The sequence below is a fragment of the Streptomyces sp. GB4-14 genome (assembly GCF_022696125.1).
GTDB classification, from domain to species: Bacteria; Actinomycetota; Actinomycetes; order Streptomycetales; family Streptomycetaceae; genus Streptomyces; species Streptomyces werraensis.
The window spans coordinates 5,430,946-5,446,790 of record NZ_RZHO01000002.1; the positions used below are offsets into that span (position 1 = coordinate 5,430,946).

The window sequence follows — 15,845 nt, forward strand, 5'->3', positions numbered from 1 at the left end:
CCACACGCATGTGTGAGACGCGACGTACGCGCTACTGGGCGCCGGGGCGCACCAGCCCGCTCTCGTACGCGTACACCGCGGCCTGCACGCGGTCGCGCAGGCCCAGCTTGGTCAGCACATGACCGACGTGCGTCTTCACCGTGGTCTCACTGACGAACAGGTCGGCGGCGATCTCCGCGTTGGACAGCCCGCGCGCCACCAGCTTCAGCACCTCGACCTCACGGTCGGTCAGCGTGTGCAGCGTGTCCGGCACCGGCTCCTCGCCGGACGGCAGATGCGTGGCGTACTTGTCCAGCAGCCGGCGCGTGATGCTCGGCGCGAGCATCGCCTCACCGGCGGCGACCACCCGGATCGCCTGCACCAGCTCGTTGGCAGGGGCGTCCTTCAGCAGGAAGCCGCTGGCCCCCGCCTTCAGCGCCTCCACCACGTACTCGTCGAGATCGAACGTCGTCAGCACCAGCACCTTCGCCGGGCCGTTCCGCTCCGGGCCGGTGATCTGGCGGGTGGCCTCCACCCCGTCCATCCGCGGCATGCGGATGTCCATGAGCACCACGTCGGGCTGCAGCGCCCGCACCTGGTCCAGGGCCTGCAGTCCGTCCCCGGCCTCGCCGACGACCGCGAGGTCCTGTTCGGCCTCCAGGATCATCCGGAATCCGGTGCGCAGCAGCGGCTGGTCGTCGACCAGTAGGACGCGGATGGCCACGTAAGTCTCCTTCGCTAGTCCGGCCCCATTCTGCCCTGCTCGCCCCCGCCGGACTCAGGCGCCCTCAGAGGCAGCGGATAGGGCGGGGGAGTGCCGCCGAACTCCGGGCAGTGCGCCTGGTGGTCGCACCAGCCGCACAGCTTCGTCGGCCGGGGCCGCCAGTCGCCCGTCTCGGTCGCCCGCCGGATCGCCTCCCACAGCGCGAGCAGCTTGCGCTCCACCCGCTCCAGATCCGCGAGCACCGGGTCGTACGTCAGCACGTCCCCGCTGCCCAGGTACACCAGCTGGAGCCGGCGCGGGACCACCTTCTTCAGGCGCCACACCACCAGGGCGTAGAACTTCATCTGGAACAGCGCGCCCTCCGCGTACTCCGGGCGGGGCGCCTTGCCGGTCTTGTAGTCGACGATCCGCACCTCGCCCGTGGGCGCCACGTCCACCCGGTCGATGATGCCGCGCAGCCGCAGTCCGGAGTCCAGCTCCGCCTCCACGAACAGCTCCCGCTCGGCGGGCTCCAGCCGGCTCGGGTCCTCCAGCGTGAACCACCGCTCGACCAGCGCCTCCGCCTCCGTCAGCCAGCGCGCCAGCCGCTCGCCCTCCGGGTCGTCCGCGAACAGCTCCGCGACCTCCGGCCTGCTCTCACGCAGCCGGTCCCACTGGCCGGGGATCAGCGACTTCGCGCGCGGCACCGTGCGGTCGCCGGCCGGGGCGTCGAACAGCCGCTCGAGCACCGCGTGGACCAGCGTGCCCCGCGTCGCCGCCTCGCTCGGCTTCTCCGGCAGCCGGTCGATCACCCGGAACCGGTACAGCAGCGGGCACTGCATGAAGTCACTCGCACGGGACGGCGACAGCGAGACGGGCGGCGCGGCGGGGGGACCGGCCACCACGACCGTGTCCACTGCCTCGCCGGGCCCGGCCGGGCTGATGTCGGGCCGCGTCGCGCCCTCGGTGCTCGTCTCCATGACCACAGACCTTACGGCCCGCCGCCGACATCGCGGCGAGCCTGTGGACAACCCCCGGGGCACGGGGGCGGGGAGTGCGCGACGGGGGAGCGTGGGGAGGAAGGGGAACGAGGGGGTGGAGACAGGGGTGCGGGGCGGAAGAGGCGGCGGACGGCGCATACCATCGACCCAGGACCCTCCCGTCCGGCAGGCGCGGGAGACGCAGCGAACGAGGGGACACCGGTGGACGTAAGCGGCGGGCGCGGACAGCCGCGGCCCGGCAACGACGAGTCGGCCGAGCACACCGGGCCCGAGGCCCAGGCTCCCGGCGGCACCGGCGACGGCCCGACGACCCCCTCCGCCCCGACGCCCGCCGACGGGACGGACGCCCGGCCCGAGGGTCACACGCCCGGCCCCGGCGCCCCGCCCCCCGAGCGCGGGACGCCGCAGGACACCGGTGCCGCCCCGGACGACGCCCCCGCGCCCGGCCAGGACCGGCACCGCACCCCGGCGCACACGGAACCCGTGGCGGCGGACCGCCCTGCCCGCCCCTCCCAGGCCCCCGCCGGGCGGCCCGAGCACCCCGACCACCCGTTCGCCCACTCCGGCAGCGGCAAGGGACAGCCCCCGCAGCGCCCCGAGGAGCGCAAGCGCGGCGGGCTGCTGATGGGCCGCCCCTTCGGCGTGCCCGTGTACGTCGCGCCCAGCTGGTTCCTCGTCGCCATCCTCATCACCTGGGTCTTCGGCGGCCAGATCGACCGCGTCCTGCCCGAGCTGGGGGCGGTCAGCTATCTGGTCTCCCTGTTCTTCGCGGTGGCCTTCTACGCCTCCGTGCTGGTGCACGAGCTGGCGCACACCCTCGCCGCCCTCCGCTTCAAGCTCCCGGTGCGCCGTATCCAGCTCCAGTTCTTCGGCGGCGTCTCCGAGATCGAGAAGGAGGCCGAGACACCCGGCAGAGAGTTCGTGCTGGCGTTCGTCGGCCCGCTGCTCTCCCTGGTGCTGGCCGGGCTGTTCTACCTCGGCCTGCTCGCCGTCGACCCCGGCAGCGTGCCCGGGGTGCTGCTGGCCGGACTGATGGTGTCCAACCTCATCGTGGCCGCCTTCAACCTGCTGCCCGGCCTGCCGCTGGACGGCGGCCGGATGCTCCGCGCGGTCGTCTGGGCGATCACCGGCAAGCCCATGACCGGCACCGTCGTCGCCGCCTGGGTGGGCCGCGCCCTCGCCGTCTGCGTGCTGATCGGGCTCCCGCTGCTCACCCAGTCCGGGGCGCTCGGCTCCGACGCCGTGGACAACGTCGGCATGGACACCGTCCTGGACGCCCTGCTCGCGGCCATCCTGGCCGCGATCATCTGGACCGGCGCCGGGAACAGCCTGCGCATGGCCCGCCTGCGGGAGCACCTGCCCGAGCTGCGCGCCCGCACCCTCACCCGCCGCGCGGTCCCCGTGGAGAGCGACACCCCGCTCTCCGAGGGACTGCGCCGGGCCAACGCGGCCGGAGCCCGCGCCCTGGTCGTCGTCGACGCCGACGGCGTGCCGGTCTCCCTGGTCCGCGAGGCCGCGATCGTCGGCGTGCCCGAGCACCGGCGCCCCTGGGTGCCGGTGGGCACCCTCGCCCAGGACATCACCGAGGGCATGCGCGTCTCCGCGGAACTGGCCGGGGAGGAACTGCTGGACGCGCTGCGCGCGACACCCGCCACCGAGTATCTGGTCGTCGAGGAGACCGGCGAGATCTACGGCGTGCTGTCCGCCGCCGACGTGGAGCGCGCCTTCGTGAAGGCCATGGCGCGCCCCTCCTGACCCGCCGCCCCCGCCACCGTCCGTGGTCGGCGGGCCCTCCGGGGACCGGTAGGCTGGTCACATGTCCGAACCGACCGGTGCCGCCCGCAGGCGCGGGCCCTTCAAGGTCGGGGACCAGGTACAGCTGACCGACCCCAAGGGCCGCCACTACACGTTCACGCTCGAGGCCGGGAAGAACTTCCACACCCACAAGGGTTCCTTCCCCCACGACGAACTGATCGGCGCTCCCGAGGGCAGCGTTGTCCGCACCACCGGGAACGTCGCCTACCTCGCGCTGCGCCCCCTGCTCCCCGACTACGTCCTGTCCATGCCCCGAGGGGCAGCCGTCGTCTACCCGAAGGACGCGGGGCAGATCCTCGCCTTCGCCGACATCTTCCCCGGCGCGCGCGTCGTCGAGGCGGGCGTGGGCTCCGGCTCGCTCAGCAGCTTCCTGCTGCGCGCCATCGGCGACCAGGGCATGCTGCACTCCTACGAGCGCCGCGAGGACTTCGCCGACATCGCCCGGCAGAACGTCGAGCGCTACTTCGGCGGCCCGCACCCCGCCTGGCAGCTCACCGTGGGCGACCTCCAGGACAACCTGTCCGACACGGACGTCGACCGCGTCATCCTCGACATGCTGGCCCCCTGGGAGTGCCTGGAGGCCGTCTCCAAGGCGCTCGTCCCCGGCGGCATCCTCTGCTGCTACGTGGCCACCACCACCCAGCTCGCCCGGACCGTCGAGTCCATCCGGGAGATCGGCTGCTTCAACGAGCCGACCGCCTGGGAGACGATGATCCGCAACTGGCACATCGAGGGCCTGGCCGTCCGCCCCGACCACCGGATGATCGGCCACACCGGCTTCCTGCTCACCGCCCGCCGGCTCGCCGACGGCGTCGAGCCGCCCATGCGCCGGCGCCGCCCGGCCAAGGGCGCCTACGGCGAGGACTACTCCGGCCCCAACGCCGACGGAGGCACCGGCCGCTGACCCGGTCCGCACCCCTGCAACGCTCCGGCGCCGTGGCCCGGTTCCCCCACCCCGGCGGGAACTGCGCCACGGCGCCGACGCATTGACGCCCGGGCTCCCACCGGGCCCCACGGCACCTCCGCGCGACGACCGCGGACCCCGCCGTTCCCTCCGTCCTGTGACGTGTGGCACGATGCTGGCCACCCCCACCGGCACAGCCCTCACAGGAGACACTCCTCGTGCAGTCTTCCGCCGTTCCGGAGCTCGCCCACACGCACGCCCGGCCGATCCACTGGGTCGCCACCGCCACGGCCGTCGCCGGAGTCGTGGCGCTCTCCTCCGTGCTGCAGCCCGACCACGCGACCGCCGCCGCGCCGGGCGCCCCGCACACGAAGAACGCGCCGGCGCAGGCGCTGCCGCCGGACCCGGCCGAGGTGGAGTTCCCGCTCGACTGCGGTCCCGTGAAGCTGGTGGTGAAGAAGCACGCATCCGGTGACCTCGACGGCGACGGCCGCCCCGAGACGGTCGCGGCGGTCCACTGCGACGCCCCGATGGGCACCCCGCCCGACGGCGTCTACGTGATCACGCAGGCCGCCGGCGCGGAACCGCGCGTGGTGGCCACCCTCGCCGACCCCAAGGACCGCACCAACGTCGAGGACTTCGCCGTACGCGGCCGGGACGTCGTCGCCACGCTGCTCGGCTACTCGTCCGCCGACGTGCCCAGTTGCTGCCCCGACGTGCGCGAGACCGTGAAGTGGCGCTGGGAGAACGGCGCGTTCGTCCGGTCCGCGCCGTCCGACGCGCGGAGCGTGTGACCCGCACGCGGGCGCGCGGCGACCACGCGCGCCCGGGAGTGTGAGGAATCAGACAGACGTGACCCGCCGTGCGGCGGTGGTCACCCCGCGTCGGGCCCGTACACCTCGACGCTGTCCGAAACGCGCCGCACGTGGATGCACTCGCCGGGACACTCCTTCGCCGAGTCGACGACGTCCGTGAGGAGCGGCAGCGGGACGGGTGTTGCCGCGCCCTTGTCCTGGAGCAGCTCGTCCTGCGCGTTCTTCACGTACGCCAGGCCGTCGATGTCCAGCTCGAACACCTCGGGCGCGTACTGGGCGCAGATGCCGTCGCCGGTACACAGATCCTGGTCGATCCAGACCTCCAGGGCCTCGGCGCCGGTTGCGGCCTCCTGCTGCACGATCGTCTCTCCTGCCGTTGGGTTCGCCGAGCCGTGCGGGAATCCGGCCAGCTCTGACGGGTGTTGAACACGTCGACCCTAACGCCGACTGGGTTCCGATCATTCTCGATGGGTATTCCCCTGGCGTGAGGGAGAGCGCAAGGGTGAAGATCGGACACACCCCGACCGTCTTTGTGATCTAGGGGTTTCAATCGACACCCGCCCAGGTAGGGTCTGGAAGCGTCCAGCTCCCCTTGGAGGAGGTGAGGACCGTGGCAGCCCACGACGACGACATGAACCGCGGCATCCGCCCGGGACGCGGGTCCGACGACCCGGCCGGGCAGATCGCCTACCTTGAGCAGGAGATCGCCGTCCTGCGACGCAAGCTCGCCGACTCTCCGCGGCACACGAGAATTCTCGAAGAGCGGATCGTCGAGCTGCAGACCAACCTGGCCGGCGTGTCCGCCCAGAACGAACGGCTGGCGAGCACCCTCCGCGAGGCCCGCGACCAGATCGTGGCCCTCAAGGAGGAGGTCGACCGGCTGGCCCAGCCCCCGGCCGGCTTCGGTGTCTTCCTCACGGCGAACGAGGACGGCACGGCCGACATCTTCACCGGCGGCCGCAAGCTGCGGGTGAACGTCAGCCCGAACGTCGAGCTGGAGGAGCTCCGGCGCGGCCAGGAAGTGATGCTCAACGAAGCGCTCAACGTGGTCGAGGCCATGGAGTTCGAGCGCGTCGGCGAGATCGTCACCCTCAAGGAGATCCTCGAGGACGGCGAGAGGGCCCTGGTCCTGGGCCACACCGACGAGGAACGGGTGGTGCGGCTCGCCGAGCCGCTGCTGGACGTCACCATCCGCGCCGGTGACGCCCTGCTCCTGGAGCCCCGCTCCGGGTACGTCTACGAGGTCGTGCCCAAGAGCGAGGTCGAGGAGCTCGTCCTCGAGGAAGTCCCCGACATCGGCTACGAGCAGATCGGCGGCCTCGGCAACCAGATCGAGGCCATCCGCGACGCGGTCGAGCTGCCGTACCTCTACCCGGACCTGTTCAAGGAGCACGAGCTGCGGCCGCCCAAGGGCGTGCTGCTCTACGGGCCCCCCGGATGCGGCAAGACGCTCATCGCCAAGGCCGTGGCGAACTCGCTGGCCAAGAAGGTCGCCGAGGTCACCGGTGTCGCCGCCGGCAAGAGCTTCTTCCTCAACATCAAGGGCCCCGAGCTGCTGAACAAGTACGTCGGTGAGACCGAGCGGCAGATCCGCCTGGTCTTCCAGCGGGCCCGGGAGAAGGCCAGCGAGGGCACCCCCGTCATCGTCTTCTTCGACGAGATGGAGTCCCTCTTCCGCACCCGCGGCTCCGGCGTCAGCTCGGACGTGGAGAACACCATCGTCCCGCAGCTGCTCGCCGAGATCGACGGTGTCGAGGGCCTGCAGAACGTGGTCGTGATCGGCGCCTCCAACCGTGAGGACATGATCGACCCGGCCATCCTGCGTCCCGGCCGGCTGGACGTGAAGATCAAGATCGAGCGTCCGGACGCCGAGGCGGCCAAGGACATCTTCGGCAAGTACCTCACCGAGCGCCTCCCGCTGCACGCCGACGACCTCGCCGAGCACGGCGGCGACAAGGCCATGACGGTCCAGAGCATGATCCAGACCGCCGTGGAACAGATGTACGCGGAATCCGAGGAGAACCGCTTCCTGGAAGTCACCTACGCCAACGGCGACAAGGAAGTCCTGTACTTCAAGGACTTCAATTCCGGCGCCATGATCGAGAACATCGTGGGCCGCGCCAAGAAGATGGCGATCAAGGACTTCCTCGAGAAGAACCAGAAGGGCCTCCGCGTCTCCCACCTGCTCCAGGCCTGCGTGGACGAGTTCAAGGAGAACGAGGACCTGCCCAACACCACCAACCCGGACGACTGGGCCCGGATCTCCGGAAAGAAGGGCGAGCGGATTGTTTACATCCGCACCCTCATCACCGGAAAGCAGGGCGCGGACACCGGACGCTCCATCGACACGGTGGCGAACACCGGTCAGTACCTGTAAAAGCGAGGGCGGCTGCGGGTGCCCACCACGGGTACCCGCAGCCGACTGCTTTTCGGTGCCACGGCTGGAGCACAGCAATGACGCAAATGATCTCCCCACCAGCGCAAAGGCGTTCTAGGCTCTTCCATACCGCCGAGTCGCGCAGTGCGGGGACGGGCACCGCACACGCACCGGAGCGCCAGCGGTACTGCGGCGCCCCCGACCGGGGACGCCGCCGGGCAAGGAGGGCCGCATGACCGTACGGCGAGTAATGGGCATCGAGACGGAGTACGGAATCTCCGTACCCGGCCACCCCAACGCCAATGCCATGCTCACCTCGTCCCAGATCGTGAACGCCTACGCGGCGGCGATGCACCGGGCCCGCCGGGCCCGCTGGGACTTCGAGGAGGAGAATCCGCTGCGGGACGCGCGAGGCTTCGACCTCGCCCGCGAGGCCGCCGACGCCAGCCAGCTCACCGACGAGGACATCGGCCTGGCCAACGTCATCCTGACCAACGGCGCGCGGCTCTACGTCGACCACGCCCATCCGGAGTACAGCGCCCCCGAGGTCACCAACCCGAGGGACGCCGTGCTGTGGGACAAGGCCGGCGAGCGGATCATGGCGGAGGCGGCGGAGCGGGCCGCGCAGCTTCCGGGCGCCCAGCCCATCCACCTGTACAAGAACAACACCGACAACAAGGGCGCGTCCTACGGCACGCACGAGAACTACCTGATGAAGCGGGAGACCCCCTTCTCGGACATCGTGCGCCATCTGACGCCGTTCTTCGTCTCCCGGCAGGTCTTCACCGGCGCCGGCCGGGTCGGCATCGGCCAGGACGGCCACGAGCACGGCTTCCAGATCAGCCAGCGGGCGGACTACTTCGAGGTCGAGGTCGGCCTCGAGACGACGCTGAAGCGCCCCATCATCAACACGCGCGACGAGCCGCACGCGGACGCCGAGAAGTACCGGCGGCTGCATGTGATCATCGGCGACGCGAACCTTTCCGAGATCTCGACCTATCTCAAGCTCGGCACGACGGCGCTGGTGCTGTCCATGATCGAGGACGGGTTCATCGCGGTGGACCTGGCCGTCGACCAGCCGGTGCGGACCCTGCACCAGGTGTCGCACGACCCCTCCCTGAAGCACCTCGTCACGCTCCGCAGCGGCCGCACCCTGACCGCCGTGCAGCTCCAGATGGAGTACTACGAGCTCGGCCGCAAGTACGTCGAGGAGCGCTTCGGGGACGACGCCGACGAGCAGACCAAGGACGTCCTCACCCGTTGGGAGGACACGCTCACGCGGCTGGAGAACGACCCGATGAGCCTCGCCGGCGAGCTGGACTGGGTCGCCAAGCGGGAGCTCATGGAGGGCTACCGGCGCCGTGACGGCCTCGACTGGGACGCGGCCCGGCTGCACCTGGTCGACCTGCAGTACGCCGACGTGCGGCCCGAGAAGGGCCTCTACAACCGTCTGGTGGCCCGGGGACGGATGAAGCGGCTGCTCGACGAGGCCGAGGTCGAGCGCGCCCGTACGCAGCCCCCTGAGGACACCCGCGCCTACTTCCGCGGGCGGTGTCTGGAGCAGTACGCGGACGACGTCGCGGCGGCCTCCTGGGACTCGGTGATCTTCGATCTGCCGGGCCGGGACTCCCTCCAACGGGTCCCAACCCTGGAGCCGCTTCGCGGAACGCGTAATCACGTCAAGGCGCTCCTGGACCGCTGCCGGACGGCGGAAGACCTGGTCAGGGTGTTGTCCGGCGGCTGACCGGGTGAGCCGCCGTCGTGGGGGTACCTGCGGGTATCCGGGACGGACCGGCCGGACAGGGTGGAAAACCGCCCGTCCGGGAATCATCGAGGTGGTCCCCGTACGTTGGAGCAACTGCGGGGGCATTGTCGGACCCTGCTTGTAGGGTCTGATCTTGACCGAACAACTGTGTCGGGCGAACCGAGCGGGGTGAGGGTGATGGCGACCAAGGACACCGGCGGCGGACAGCAGAAGGCCACGCGGTCCACCGAGGAGGTCGAGGAGCAGGCGGCAGAGGCGCAGGCTTCGGAGGACCTCAAGGAGCGTCACGAGCAGCTCAGCGACGACGTGGACGACGTCCTGGACGAGATCGACGACGTGCTCGAGGCCAATGCCGAGGACTTCGTGCGGTCCTTCGTCCAGAAGGGCGGCGAGTAGCCTCACCGGCTTCGCCGGTTCGGCAGTCATCGCTCGTCGCGTTCAGCGGTGAGCGGTGAGCGGTGAGCGGTACCAAGAGGGCGCTGCCCGCGGCCGGTCCTGTGGCCGGTCGCGGGCGGCGTTCGCTCGGCTCTGAGGCGTGTGGCCGGCTGTTCCAGAAGCTGTTGTAGGAAATGTGGATCATTGCTGTGGGGCGGGTAGGGTCCGTGGCGTAATGTGCTTCAACTGCAATTCGGCCATCGGCAAGTTGGGAGATGATCCCGACGCTGTTCGTCGGGCAGCTGCCTACCTGGAAGGAACTTCGTGGAAGCCAATACTCCTGGCACCGGGCGTCTGCCGGCTGCCTTCCTGACGCCGGGCTCCTCCTCCTTCATGGACTTCCTCTCCGAGCACCAGCCGGAGCTGCTGCCGGGCAGGAGGACGTTGCCGCCCGTGCAGGGCGTGATCGAGGCCCCGCACGGCACGACCATCGTGGCCGTCACCTTCCCCGGCGGTGTGGTCCTCGCCGGTGACCGGCGGGCCACCATGGGGAACGTGATCGCGCAACGGGACATCGAGAAGGTGTTCCCGGCCGACGAGTACTCGGCGGTCGGCATCGCCGGCACGGCGGGCCTCGCCGTGGAGATGGTCAAGCTGTTCCAGCTCGAGCTCGAGCACTTCGAGAAGGTCGAGGGCGCGCAGCTGTCGCTGGAGGGCAAGGCCAACCGGCTGTCGACGATGATCCGCTCGAACCTGGGGATGGCCATGCAGGGCCTGGCCGTGGTGCCCCTCTTCGCCGGGTACGACGTGGACCGGGAGAAGGGCCGGATCTTCTCCTACGACGTCACCGGCGGGCGGTCCGAGGAGCACGGATTCGCCGCGACCGGGTCCGGGTCGATCTTCGCGCGCGGTGCGATGAAGAAGCTCTTCCGTGAGGATCTGAGCGAGGCCGAGGCCACCACGCTGGTGGTGCAGGCGCTGTACGACGCGGCAGACGACGACTCGGCGACCGGTGGTCCCGATGTCGCCCGCCGGATCTATCCGATCGTCACCGTGATCACCGAGGACGGCTACCGCCGGCTGACCGAGGACGAGTCGTCCGACATCGCCCGGTCCGTGCTGGAGCGCAGGCTGGAGCAGCCGGACGGGCCGCGGGCCTCGTTGCTGTAGATCAGGGGCTCAGGGTGGTCCTTCAGGGTGGTCCAGTGACTTCGACAGAAAGGGACGGGTAACCGGTGTCGACGCCGTTCTATGTCTCACCTCAGCAGGCGATGGCGGACCGGGCGGAGTACGCCCGCAAGGGCATCGCCCGAGGCCGCAGCCTGGTCGTGCTGCAGTACGCCGACGGGATCGTGTTCGTCGGTGAGAACCCGTCCCGTGCGCTGCACAAGTTCAGCGAGATCTACGACCGGATCGGGTTCGCCGCGGCCGGTAAGTACAACGAGTACGAGAACCTGCGGATCGGGGGCGTTCGGTACGCCGATCTGCGGGGTTACACCTACGACCGCGGTGACGTCACCGCACGCGGTCTGGCCAACGTGTACGCGCAGACGCTCGGCACGATCTTCTCCAGCGTGGGGGAGAAGCCGTACGAGGTGGAGCTGGTGGTGGCCGAGGTCGGGGAGACCCCGGATCAGGACCAGATCTACCGGCTGCCGCACGACGGGTCGATCGTGGACGAACACGGATCGGTGGCGGTGGGGGGCAACGCGGAGCAGATCAGCGGGTACCTCGACCAGCGGCACCGGGACGGGATGACGCTGGCGGAGGCGCTGAAGCTGGCGGTCCAGGCGTTGTCCCGGGACACCAACGGCAGTGAGCGGGAGATTCCCGCGGAGCGGCTGGAGGTGGCGGTGCTGGACCGGACGCGGCCGCAGAAGCGGAAGTTCAAGCGGATCGAGGGGCGGCAGCTGGTTCGCCTTCTGGAGGCGGCGGGCGGCTCGGAGGAGACGCGGTCCGGCGGGGACGTGGAGTAGCCGCCGGTGGGGGTTGCGGTCTGATGCCTCGGCCCATGGGGGTTGCGGTCTGATGCCTGCGGCCCATGGGGGTTGCGGTCTGATGCCTGCGGCGCATCGTCCTGTCCGGTGGGGGTTGCTGTAGCGCCCACGGTGGGGTGGTGGTGCGGGGCCGCGGTGGGGGTGGGCGTCCTCGGTCCGGCGCGAGAGTGCCGGCTGGAGAGGTGCAGGGCGCGGACGCGCCAGCCGCTGCGGGCGCCCACCCCCACCCCGTCCCCTCTCCGCCGCGAGCGGCTTCACCGACATCGGTGGCGCCAAGTGCGCCGGCATCGCCTGGCCCGCACCTACACCGCGTGCTCAGGGGACCCGGGTCGTCGAACCCCGGACCTCCAGGTGGACCGGGATGTCCGTCCCGGAGGGTTCCTCGCCGTCCAGGACTGCCAGGAGCGCCTGCATGCCCCGCTCGCCGAAGAGCTCCGCGTCCAGGCGGACAGTGGTCAGCTCGGGGTCGATCGCCGTGGCCAGGGCCAGGTCGTCCATCCCCGTGACCGAGAGGTCGGAGGGGACACGCAGGCCCAGCCGGCGGGCCGCCTTGTAGACCCCCGCCGCCAGCTGATCGTCGTCGCAGACGACCGCCGTCACCCGCTCCCCGGCCGTCAGCGCCGCCTCCGCAGCGGCCTCCGCCCCCTTGATGGAGATCGGCGAGCGCGCCGTGCGCAGAGACGTGCCCGGCACGCGGCGGAGCCGTGCCTCCAGCTCCCGTGCGCGGACCTCGAAGGTCCAGGACGGTACGTCCGCGCCGAGGTGCAGGAAGTGGCGGTGGCCGAGGCCGAGGAGGTGCTCGGCCACTTGGCGGACCCCGTCCGCGATGTCCAGGTTCACCGTGGCCCCGGGGGCGGACGGGTCGCTGTCCAGCATGACCAGGGGGAGCTGGTCCCCGCGGATGGCGGTGAGCGCCTCCGCCGCCATCGAGGACGCGATGACGCCGTCCAGCGCCGCCTGCGCGGACGCGAACGGGTCGCGGGCCGGGCCGATGCCCTCGGGGGAGGGGTAGAGCACCACGCCGAAGCCGTGGCGGGACGCCACACGGGCCGCGCCCGTGTAGACGCCCGCGAAGAACTCCGTGGTCAGGGCCGGCACGACCAGCAGGACGGTACGCGTGCGGCCCAGCCGCAGGTTGCGGGCCGCGAGATTGGGGCGGTAACCCAGCGTGCGCGCGGCCTCGCGGACGCGGGCCGCCGTGGCCTCGGAGACCCGTCCCCGCCATTTCTCGCCCAGCACGAGGGACACCGCGGCCTGGGAGACGCCTGCTTCCCGGGCGACGTCCCGGCTCGTCGGGCGGGTGCTGGCTCTGGGCACCGGCGCTCCTTCGTCTGGACTGGTGAACAGCGGTCATGGTACGTATGGAGGGCTTAGTTATACGTAACACTTCGGTGAGAGGGCCGGTATGGCGACGGGTTACCTGGACATCCTCCGGGCGCGGCACGCCACCCGGCTGCTCGTGGGCACGCTGGTCGGGCGGCTGCCCAACGCGACCGCGCCGATCGCGATCGTGCTGTTCGTGCGGGCGGAAGGCGGGTCGTACAGCCTGGCCGGTGTGCTCGCCGCGGTGTACGGCGTGGCCAACGCCGTGGGGCAGCCGGTGCTGGGGCGGCTCGTCGATCTGAAGGGGCAGCCCCGCGTGCAGTTGCCGGCGGCGTTGCTGTCGGCGCTGGCGATGGCCGTGTTCGCCTTCGTGGGGACCGGGTCGCTGGTCGTCGCGTATGCCGCCGTCGCCCTGGCCGGGTTGTTCACGCCGCCTCTGGAGGGCGGCCTGCGTGCGCTGTGGTCCTCGGTGCTGCCCAAGGAGGAGCACGTCCACCGGGCGTACGCCCTCGACGCCGTGGCCCAGGAGGTGATGTTCGCCGTCGGGCCGCTGCTCGTGACGGTGTGCGTCTCCCTGTGGTCGGCCCAGGCCGCGCTGCTCGTGCTGAACGTCATCGGGGTGCTGGGCGCCCTGTCCGTGGTCGTCTCGCCGCCCTCGCGGGCCTGGCGGTCCGCGCCGCGTGAGGCCCACTGGCTGGGCGCGCTGCGCTCGCCGGGACTCATCGCGCTGCTCGGGGCCTTCCTGGCCGTCGGCATGGCGCTGGGGTCCATCACGGTGGCCGCCGTGACGTACGCCGACGACCACGGCGGTGACGTCGTGTACGGCTGGATGATGGCCGGGATCGGGCTGGGCGCGCTGATCGGCGGCATCGCGTACGGGGCGCGGCAGTGGGCCGGGGAGCCCGCGCGGCGGCTCCAGGTGATCGTGGCGCTCCTGGCCGTCTTCTACCTGCCGCTGACGCTGATGCCGGGCCCGGTGGCGATGACGCTGCTCACGGTGCTCGCGGGGGTGTTCCTGGCCCCGGCGATCGCGTGCGCGTTCGTCCTGGTGGACCGGCACGCGCCGCGGGGGACGGTGACCGAGGCGTTCTCGTGGCTGGTGACCACCTTCACCGTCGGCGCGTCGCTCGGGACCGGTGTGACCGGGCCCGTGGTCGAGGCCGGCGGGGCGCTCTGGGGATTCGCCGTACCCGGTGCGGCGGGCGGCGTGTCGCTGCTGGTTTTGATCGCCACCGGAAGGGTATTGGCGGTTCCGGCCAGGACGGCGGTTGTCGCGGCCGGTTCGGAAAATGATCCGAACCGTGCCGTCGAACCCCGTTTCAGCTCGAAGGATCGGGCGTAATGTTCCCTCATGGACCGCCGCATTTTCGGGCTGGAGAACGAGTACGGCGTCACGTGCACGTTCAGGGGACAGCGCCGCCTGTCGCCTGACGAGGTGGCGCGGTACCTCTTCCGCCGTGTCGTGTCATGGGGCCGAAGCAGCAATGTCTTTCTGCGGAACGGCGCCCGCCTCTATCTCGACGTGGGGTCACATCCGGAATACGCAACGCCGGAATGTGACAACGTGACCGAACTGGTCACCCACGACAAGGCCGGCGAGCGCATTCTCGAAGGACTCCTGGTGGACGCCGAACGACGCCTGCACGAGGAGGGAATCGCGGGCGACGTCTACCTCTTCAAGAACAACACCGACTCGGCGGGCAACTCCTACGGGTGCCACGAGAACTACCTCGTGGCCCGGCACGGGGAGTTCTCCCGGCTCGCGGACATCCTCATCCCGTTCCTGGTGACGAGGCAGCTGCTGTGCGGAGCCGGCAAGGTGCTGCAGACGCCGCGCGGCGCCGTCTACTGCGTCAGCCAGCGCGCCGAGCACATCTGGGAGGGCGTCTCCTCGGCGACGACCCGCTCCCGGCCGATCATCAACACGCGGGACGAGCCGCACGCCGACGCCGAGCGCTACCGCCGGCTGCACGTCATCGTCGGCGACTCGAACATGTCCGAGACGACCATGCTGCTCAAGGTCGGCGCCACCGACCTGGTGCTGCGCATGATCGAGGCGGGCACCGTCATGCGCGACCTCACCCTGGAGAACCCCATCCGGGCGATCCGCGAGGTCAGCCACGACATCACGGGCCGCCGCAAGGTGCGCCTGGCCAGCGGCCGGGAGGCCTCCGCGCTGGAGGTGCAGCGCGAGTACTACGAGAAGGCCGTGGACTTCTGCGAGCGCCGCGGGATCCGCACCGGCACCGTCGACCAGGTGCTGGAGCTGTGGGGCCGCACGCTGGACGCGATCGAGTCCGAGGACCTCGACCGCATCGGCACCGAGATCGACTGGGTCATGAAGTACAAGCTGCTCGAGCGCTACCGCGCCAAGCACAACATGACCATGTCGCACCCGCGGGTCGCGCAGATAGACCTCGCCTACCACGACATCCACCGTCGCCGTGGTCTGTACTACCTGCTCGAGAAGAAGGGACAAGCCGCCCGGATCTGCAACGACCTGAAAATCTTCGAGGGCAAGTCCGTGCCGCCGCAGACCACTCGTGCCCGGCTGCGCGGCGACTTCATCCGGCGCGCCCAGGAGCAGCGGCGGGACTTCACCGTCGACTGGGTGCACCTCAAGCTCAACGACCAGGCCCAGCGCACCGTGTTGTGCAAGGACCCGTTCCGTTCGGTGGACGAGCGGGTGGAGAAGCTGATCGCCGGCATGTGAGAGGACGTGTCCCCCGGGAGTTGACGAAACACCCGGAACGTCACACGGGCGCCGTACGTTACACCGTGCGGCGCCCTT

Annotated in this window: 14 protein-coding genes and 1 pseudogene; 11 read left to right on the forward strand and 4 right to left on the reverse strand. The window is 70.7% G+C overall.

All coding sequences use genetic code 11. From position 1 onward, the window contains the following. Positions 1-31 precede the first annotated feature (31 nt). Entirely contained in the window at positions 32-703 is a 672-nt protein-coding gene (locus ELQ39_RS26015; RefSeq protein WP_024885186.1) for a response regulator, read from the reverse strand. Between the two features lie 14 nt (positions 704-717). Next, entirely contained in the window at positions 718-1,662 is a 945-nt protein-coding gene (locus ELQ39_RS26020; protein ID WP_225641717.1) for a RecB family exonuclease, read from the reverse strand. 222 nt (positions 1,663-1,884) lie between these two features. Here ELQ39_RS26020 and ELQ39_RS26025 point away from each other — a divergent pair, with 222 nt between their 5' ends. From ELQ39_RS26025 to ELQ39_RS26035, 3 genes are all read left to right on the forward strand, one after another. Then, a complete protein-coding gene (locus tag ELQ39_RS26025; protein ID WP_242594240.1) occupies positions 1,885-3,438 on the forward strand; it encodes a site-2 protease family protein in 1,554 nt (517 codons plus the stop codon). A gap of 61 nt (positions 3,439-3,499) precedes the next feature. Continuing rightward, positions 3,500-4,402 carry a tRNA (adenine-N1)-methyltransferase gene (locus tag ELQ39_RS26030; RefSeq protein WP_019522703.1) on the forward strand — a complete coding sequence of 301 codons (903 nt, stop codon included), beginning with the start codon at positions 3,500-3,502 and terminating at the stop codon, positions 4,400-4,402. A 218-nt stretch (positions 4,403-4,620) separates the two neighbouring features. After that, positions 4,621-5,196, forward strand: coding sequence for a hypothetical protein (locus tag ELQ39_RS26035; protein ID WP_242594242.1), 576 nt, complete (start codon positions 4,621-4,623; stop codon positions 5,194-5,196). Between the two features lie 80 nt (positions 5,197-5,276). Here the strand turns inward: ELQ39_RS26035 and ELQ39_RS26040 are convergent, their stop codons facing one another. After that, positions 5,277-5,576 carry a ferredoxin gene (locus ELQ39_RS26040; RefSeq protein ID WP_190004097.1) on the reverse strand — a complete coding sequence of 100 codons (300 nt, stop codon included), beginning with the start codon at positions 5,574-5,576 and terminating at the stop codon, positions 5,277-5,279. A 251-nt stretch (positions 5,577-5,827) separates the two neighbouring features. On the opposite strand from ELQ39_RS26040, the gene arc reads away from it, so the two are divergent. The 6 genes and pseudogenes from arc to prcA all read left to right on the forward strand — a co-directional run bounded on the left by arc (position 5,828) and on the right by prcA (position 11,710). After that, entirely contained in the window at positions 5,828-7,594 is a 1,767-nt protein-coding gene (gene arc / locus ELQ39_RS26045) for a proteasome ATPase (protein ID WP_190004098.1), read from the forward strand. Between the two features lie 232 nt (positions 7,595-7,826). Then, the gene (dop, locus tag ELQ39_RS26050) at positions 7,827-9,338 is read left to right on the forward strand and encodes a depupylase/deamidase Dop (protein ID WP_337662522.1); all 1,512 of its coding nucleotides are present in this window, start codon (positions 7,827-7,829) and stop codon (positions 9,336-9,338) included. 198 nt (positions 9,339-9,536) lie between these two features. Further along, positions 9,537-9,755, forward strand: a complete 219-nt coding sequence (locus ELQ39_RS26055) for a ubiquitin-like protein Pup (RefSeq protein WP_190004099.1) — start codon at positions 9,537-9,539, stop codon at positions 9,753-9,755. A gap of 172 nt (positions 9,756-9,927) precedes the next feature. Then, positions 9,928-10,107, forward strand: a pseudogene (locus ELQ39_RS26060) (endonuclease domain-containing protein); the annotation flags it as partial. Continuing rightward, a complete protein-coding gene (gene prcB, locus ELQ39_RS26065; protein WP_190004100.1) occupies positions 10,059-10,904 on the forward strand; it encodes a proteasome subunit beta in 846 nt (281 codons plus the stop codon). The pseudogene ELQ39_RS26060 and the gene prcB, both read left to right, overlap by 49 nt. Positions 10,905-10,969: 65 nt before the next feature. Beyond that, positions 10,970-11,710, forward strand: a complete 741-nt coding sequence (gene prcA, locus ELQ39_RS26070; RefSeq protein ID WP_190004101.1) for a proteasome subunit alpha — start codon at positions 10,970-10,972, stop codon at positions 11,708-11,710. 336 nt (positions 11,711-12,046) lie between these two features. Here the strand turns inward: prcA and ELQ39_RS26075 are convergent, their stop codons facing one another. Next, positions 12,047-13,048: a LacI family DNA-binding transcriptional regulator gene (locus ELQ39_RS26075; protein WP_242594244.1), complete on the reverse strand. Its 1,002-nt coding sequence runs from the start codon at positions 13,046-13,048 to the stop codon at positions 12,047-12,049. Positions 13,049-13,136: 88 nt separating this feature from the next. Here ELQ39_RS26075 and ELQ39_RS26080 point away from each other — a divergent pair, with 88 nt between their 5' ends. Continuing rightward, positions 13,137-14,396, forward strand: coding sequence for an MFS transporter (locus ELQ39_RS26080; RefSeq protein ID WP_242594246.1), 1,260 nt, complete (start codon positions 13,137-13,139; stop codon positions 14,394-14,396). Between the two features lie 9 nt (positions 14,397-14,405). Continuing rightward, positions 14,406-15,767 (forward strand): Pup--protein ligase, encoded by a 1,362-nt coding sequence (pafA, locus tag ELQ39_RS26085; protein WP_033274970.1) that lies wholly within the window; start codon positions 14,406-14,408, stop codon positions 15,765-15,767. The last annotated feature ends 78 nt before the right edge of the window (positions 15,768-15,845 follow it).

What these genes read in the sequence shown, in the direction of transcription:
- ELQ39_RS26020 (WP_225641717.1), bottom strand. Translation starts at nt 1,662, where the DNA reads ATGGAGACGAGCACCGAGGGCGCGACGCGGCCCGACATCAGCCCGGCC.
- ELQ39_RS26055 (WP_190004099.1), top strand. Translation starts at nt 9,537, where the DNA reads ATGGCGACCAAGGACACCGGCGGCGGACAGCAGAAGGCCACGCGGTCC.
- dop (WP_337662522.1), top strand. Translation starts at nt 7,827, where the DNA reads ATGACCGTACGGCGAGTAATGGGCATCGAGACGGAGTACGGAATCTCC.
- ELQ39_RS26080 (WP_242594246.1), top strand. Translation starts at nt 13,137, where the DNA reads ATGGCGACGGGTTACCTGGACATCCTCCGGGCGCGGCACGCCACCCGG.
- ELQ39_RS26030 (WP_019522703.1), top strand. Translation starts at nt 3,500, where the DNA reads ATGTCCGAACCGACCGGTGCCGCCCGCAGGCGCGGGCCCTTCAAGGTC.
- pafA (WP_033274970.1), top strand. Translation starts at nt 14,406, where the DNA reads ATGGACCGCCGCATTTTCGGGCTGGAGAACGAGTACGGCGTCACGTGC.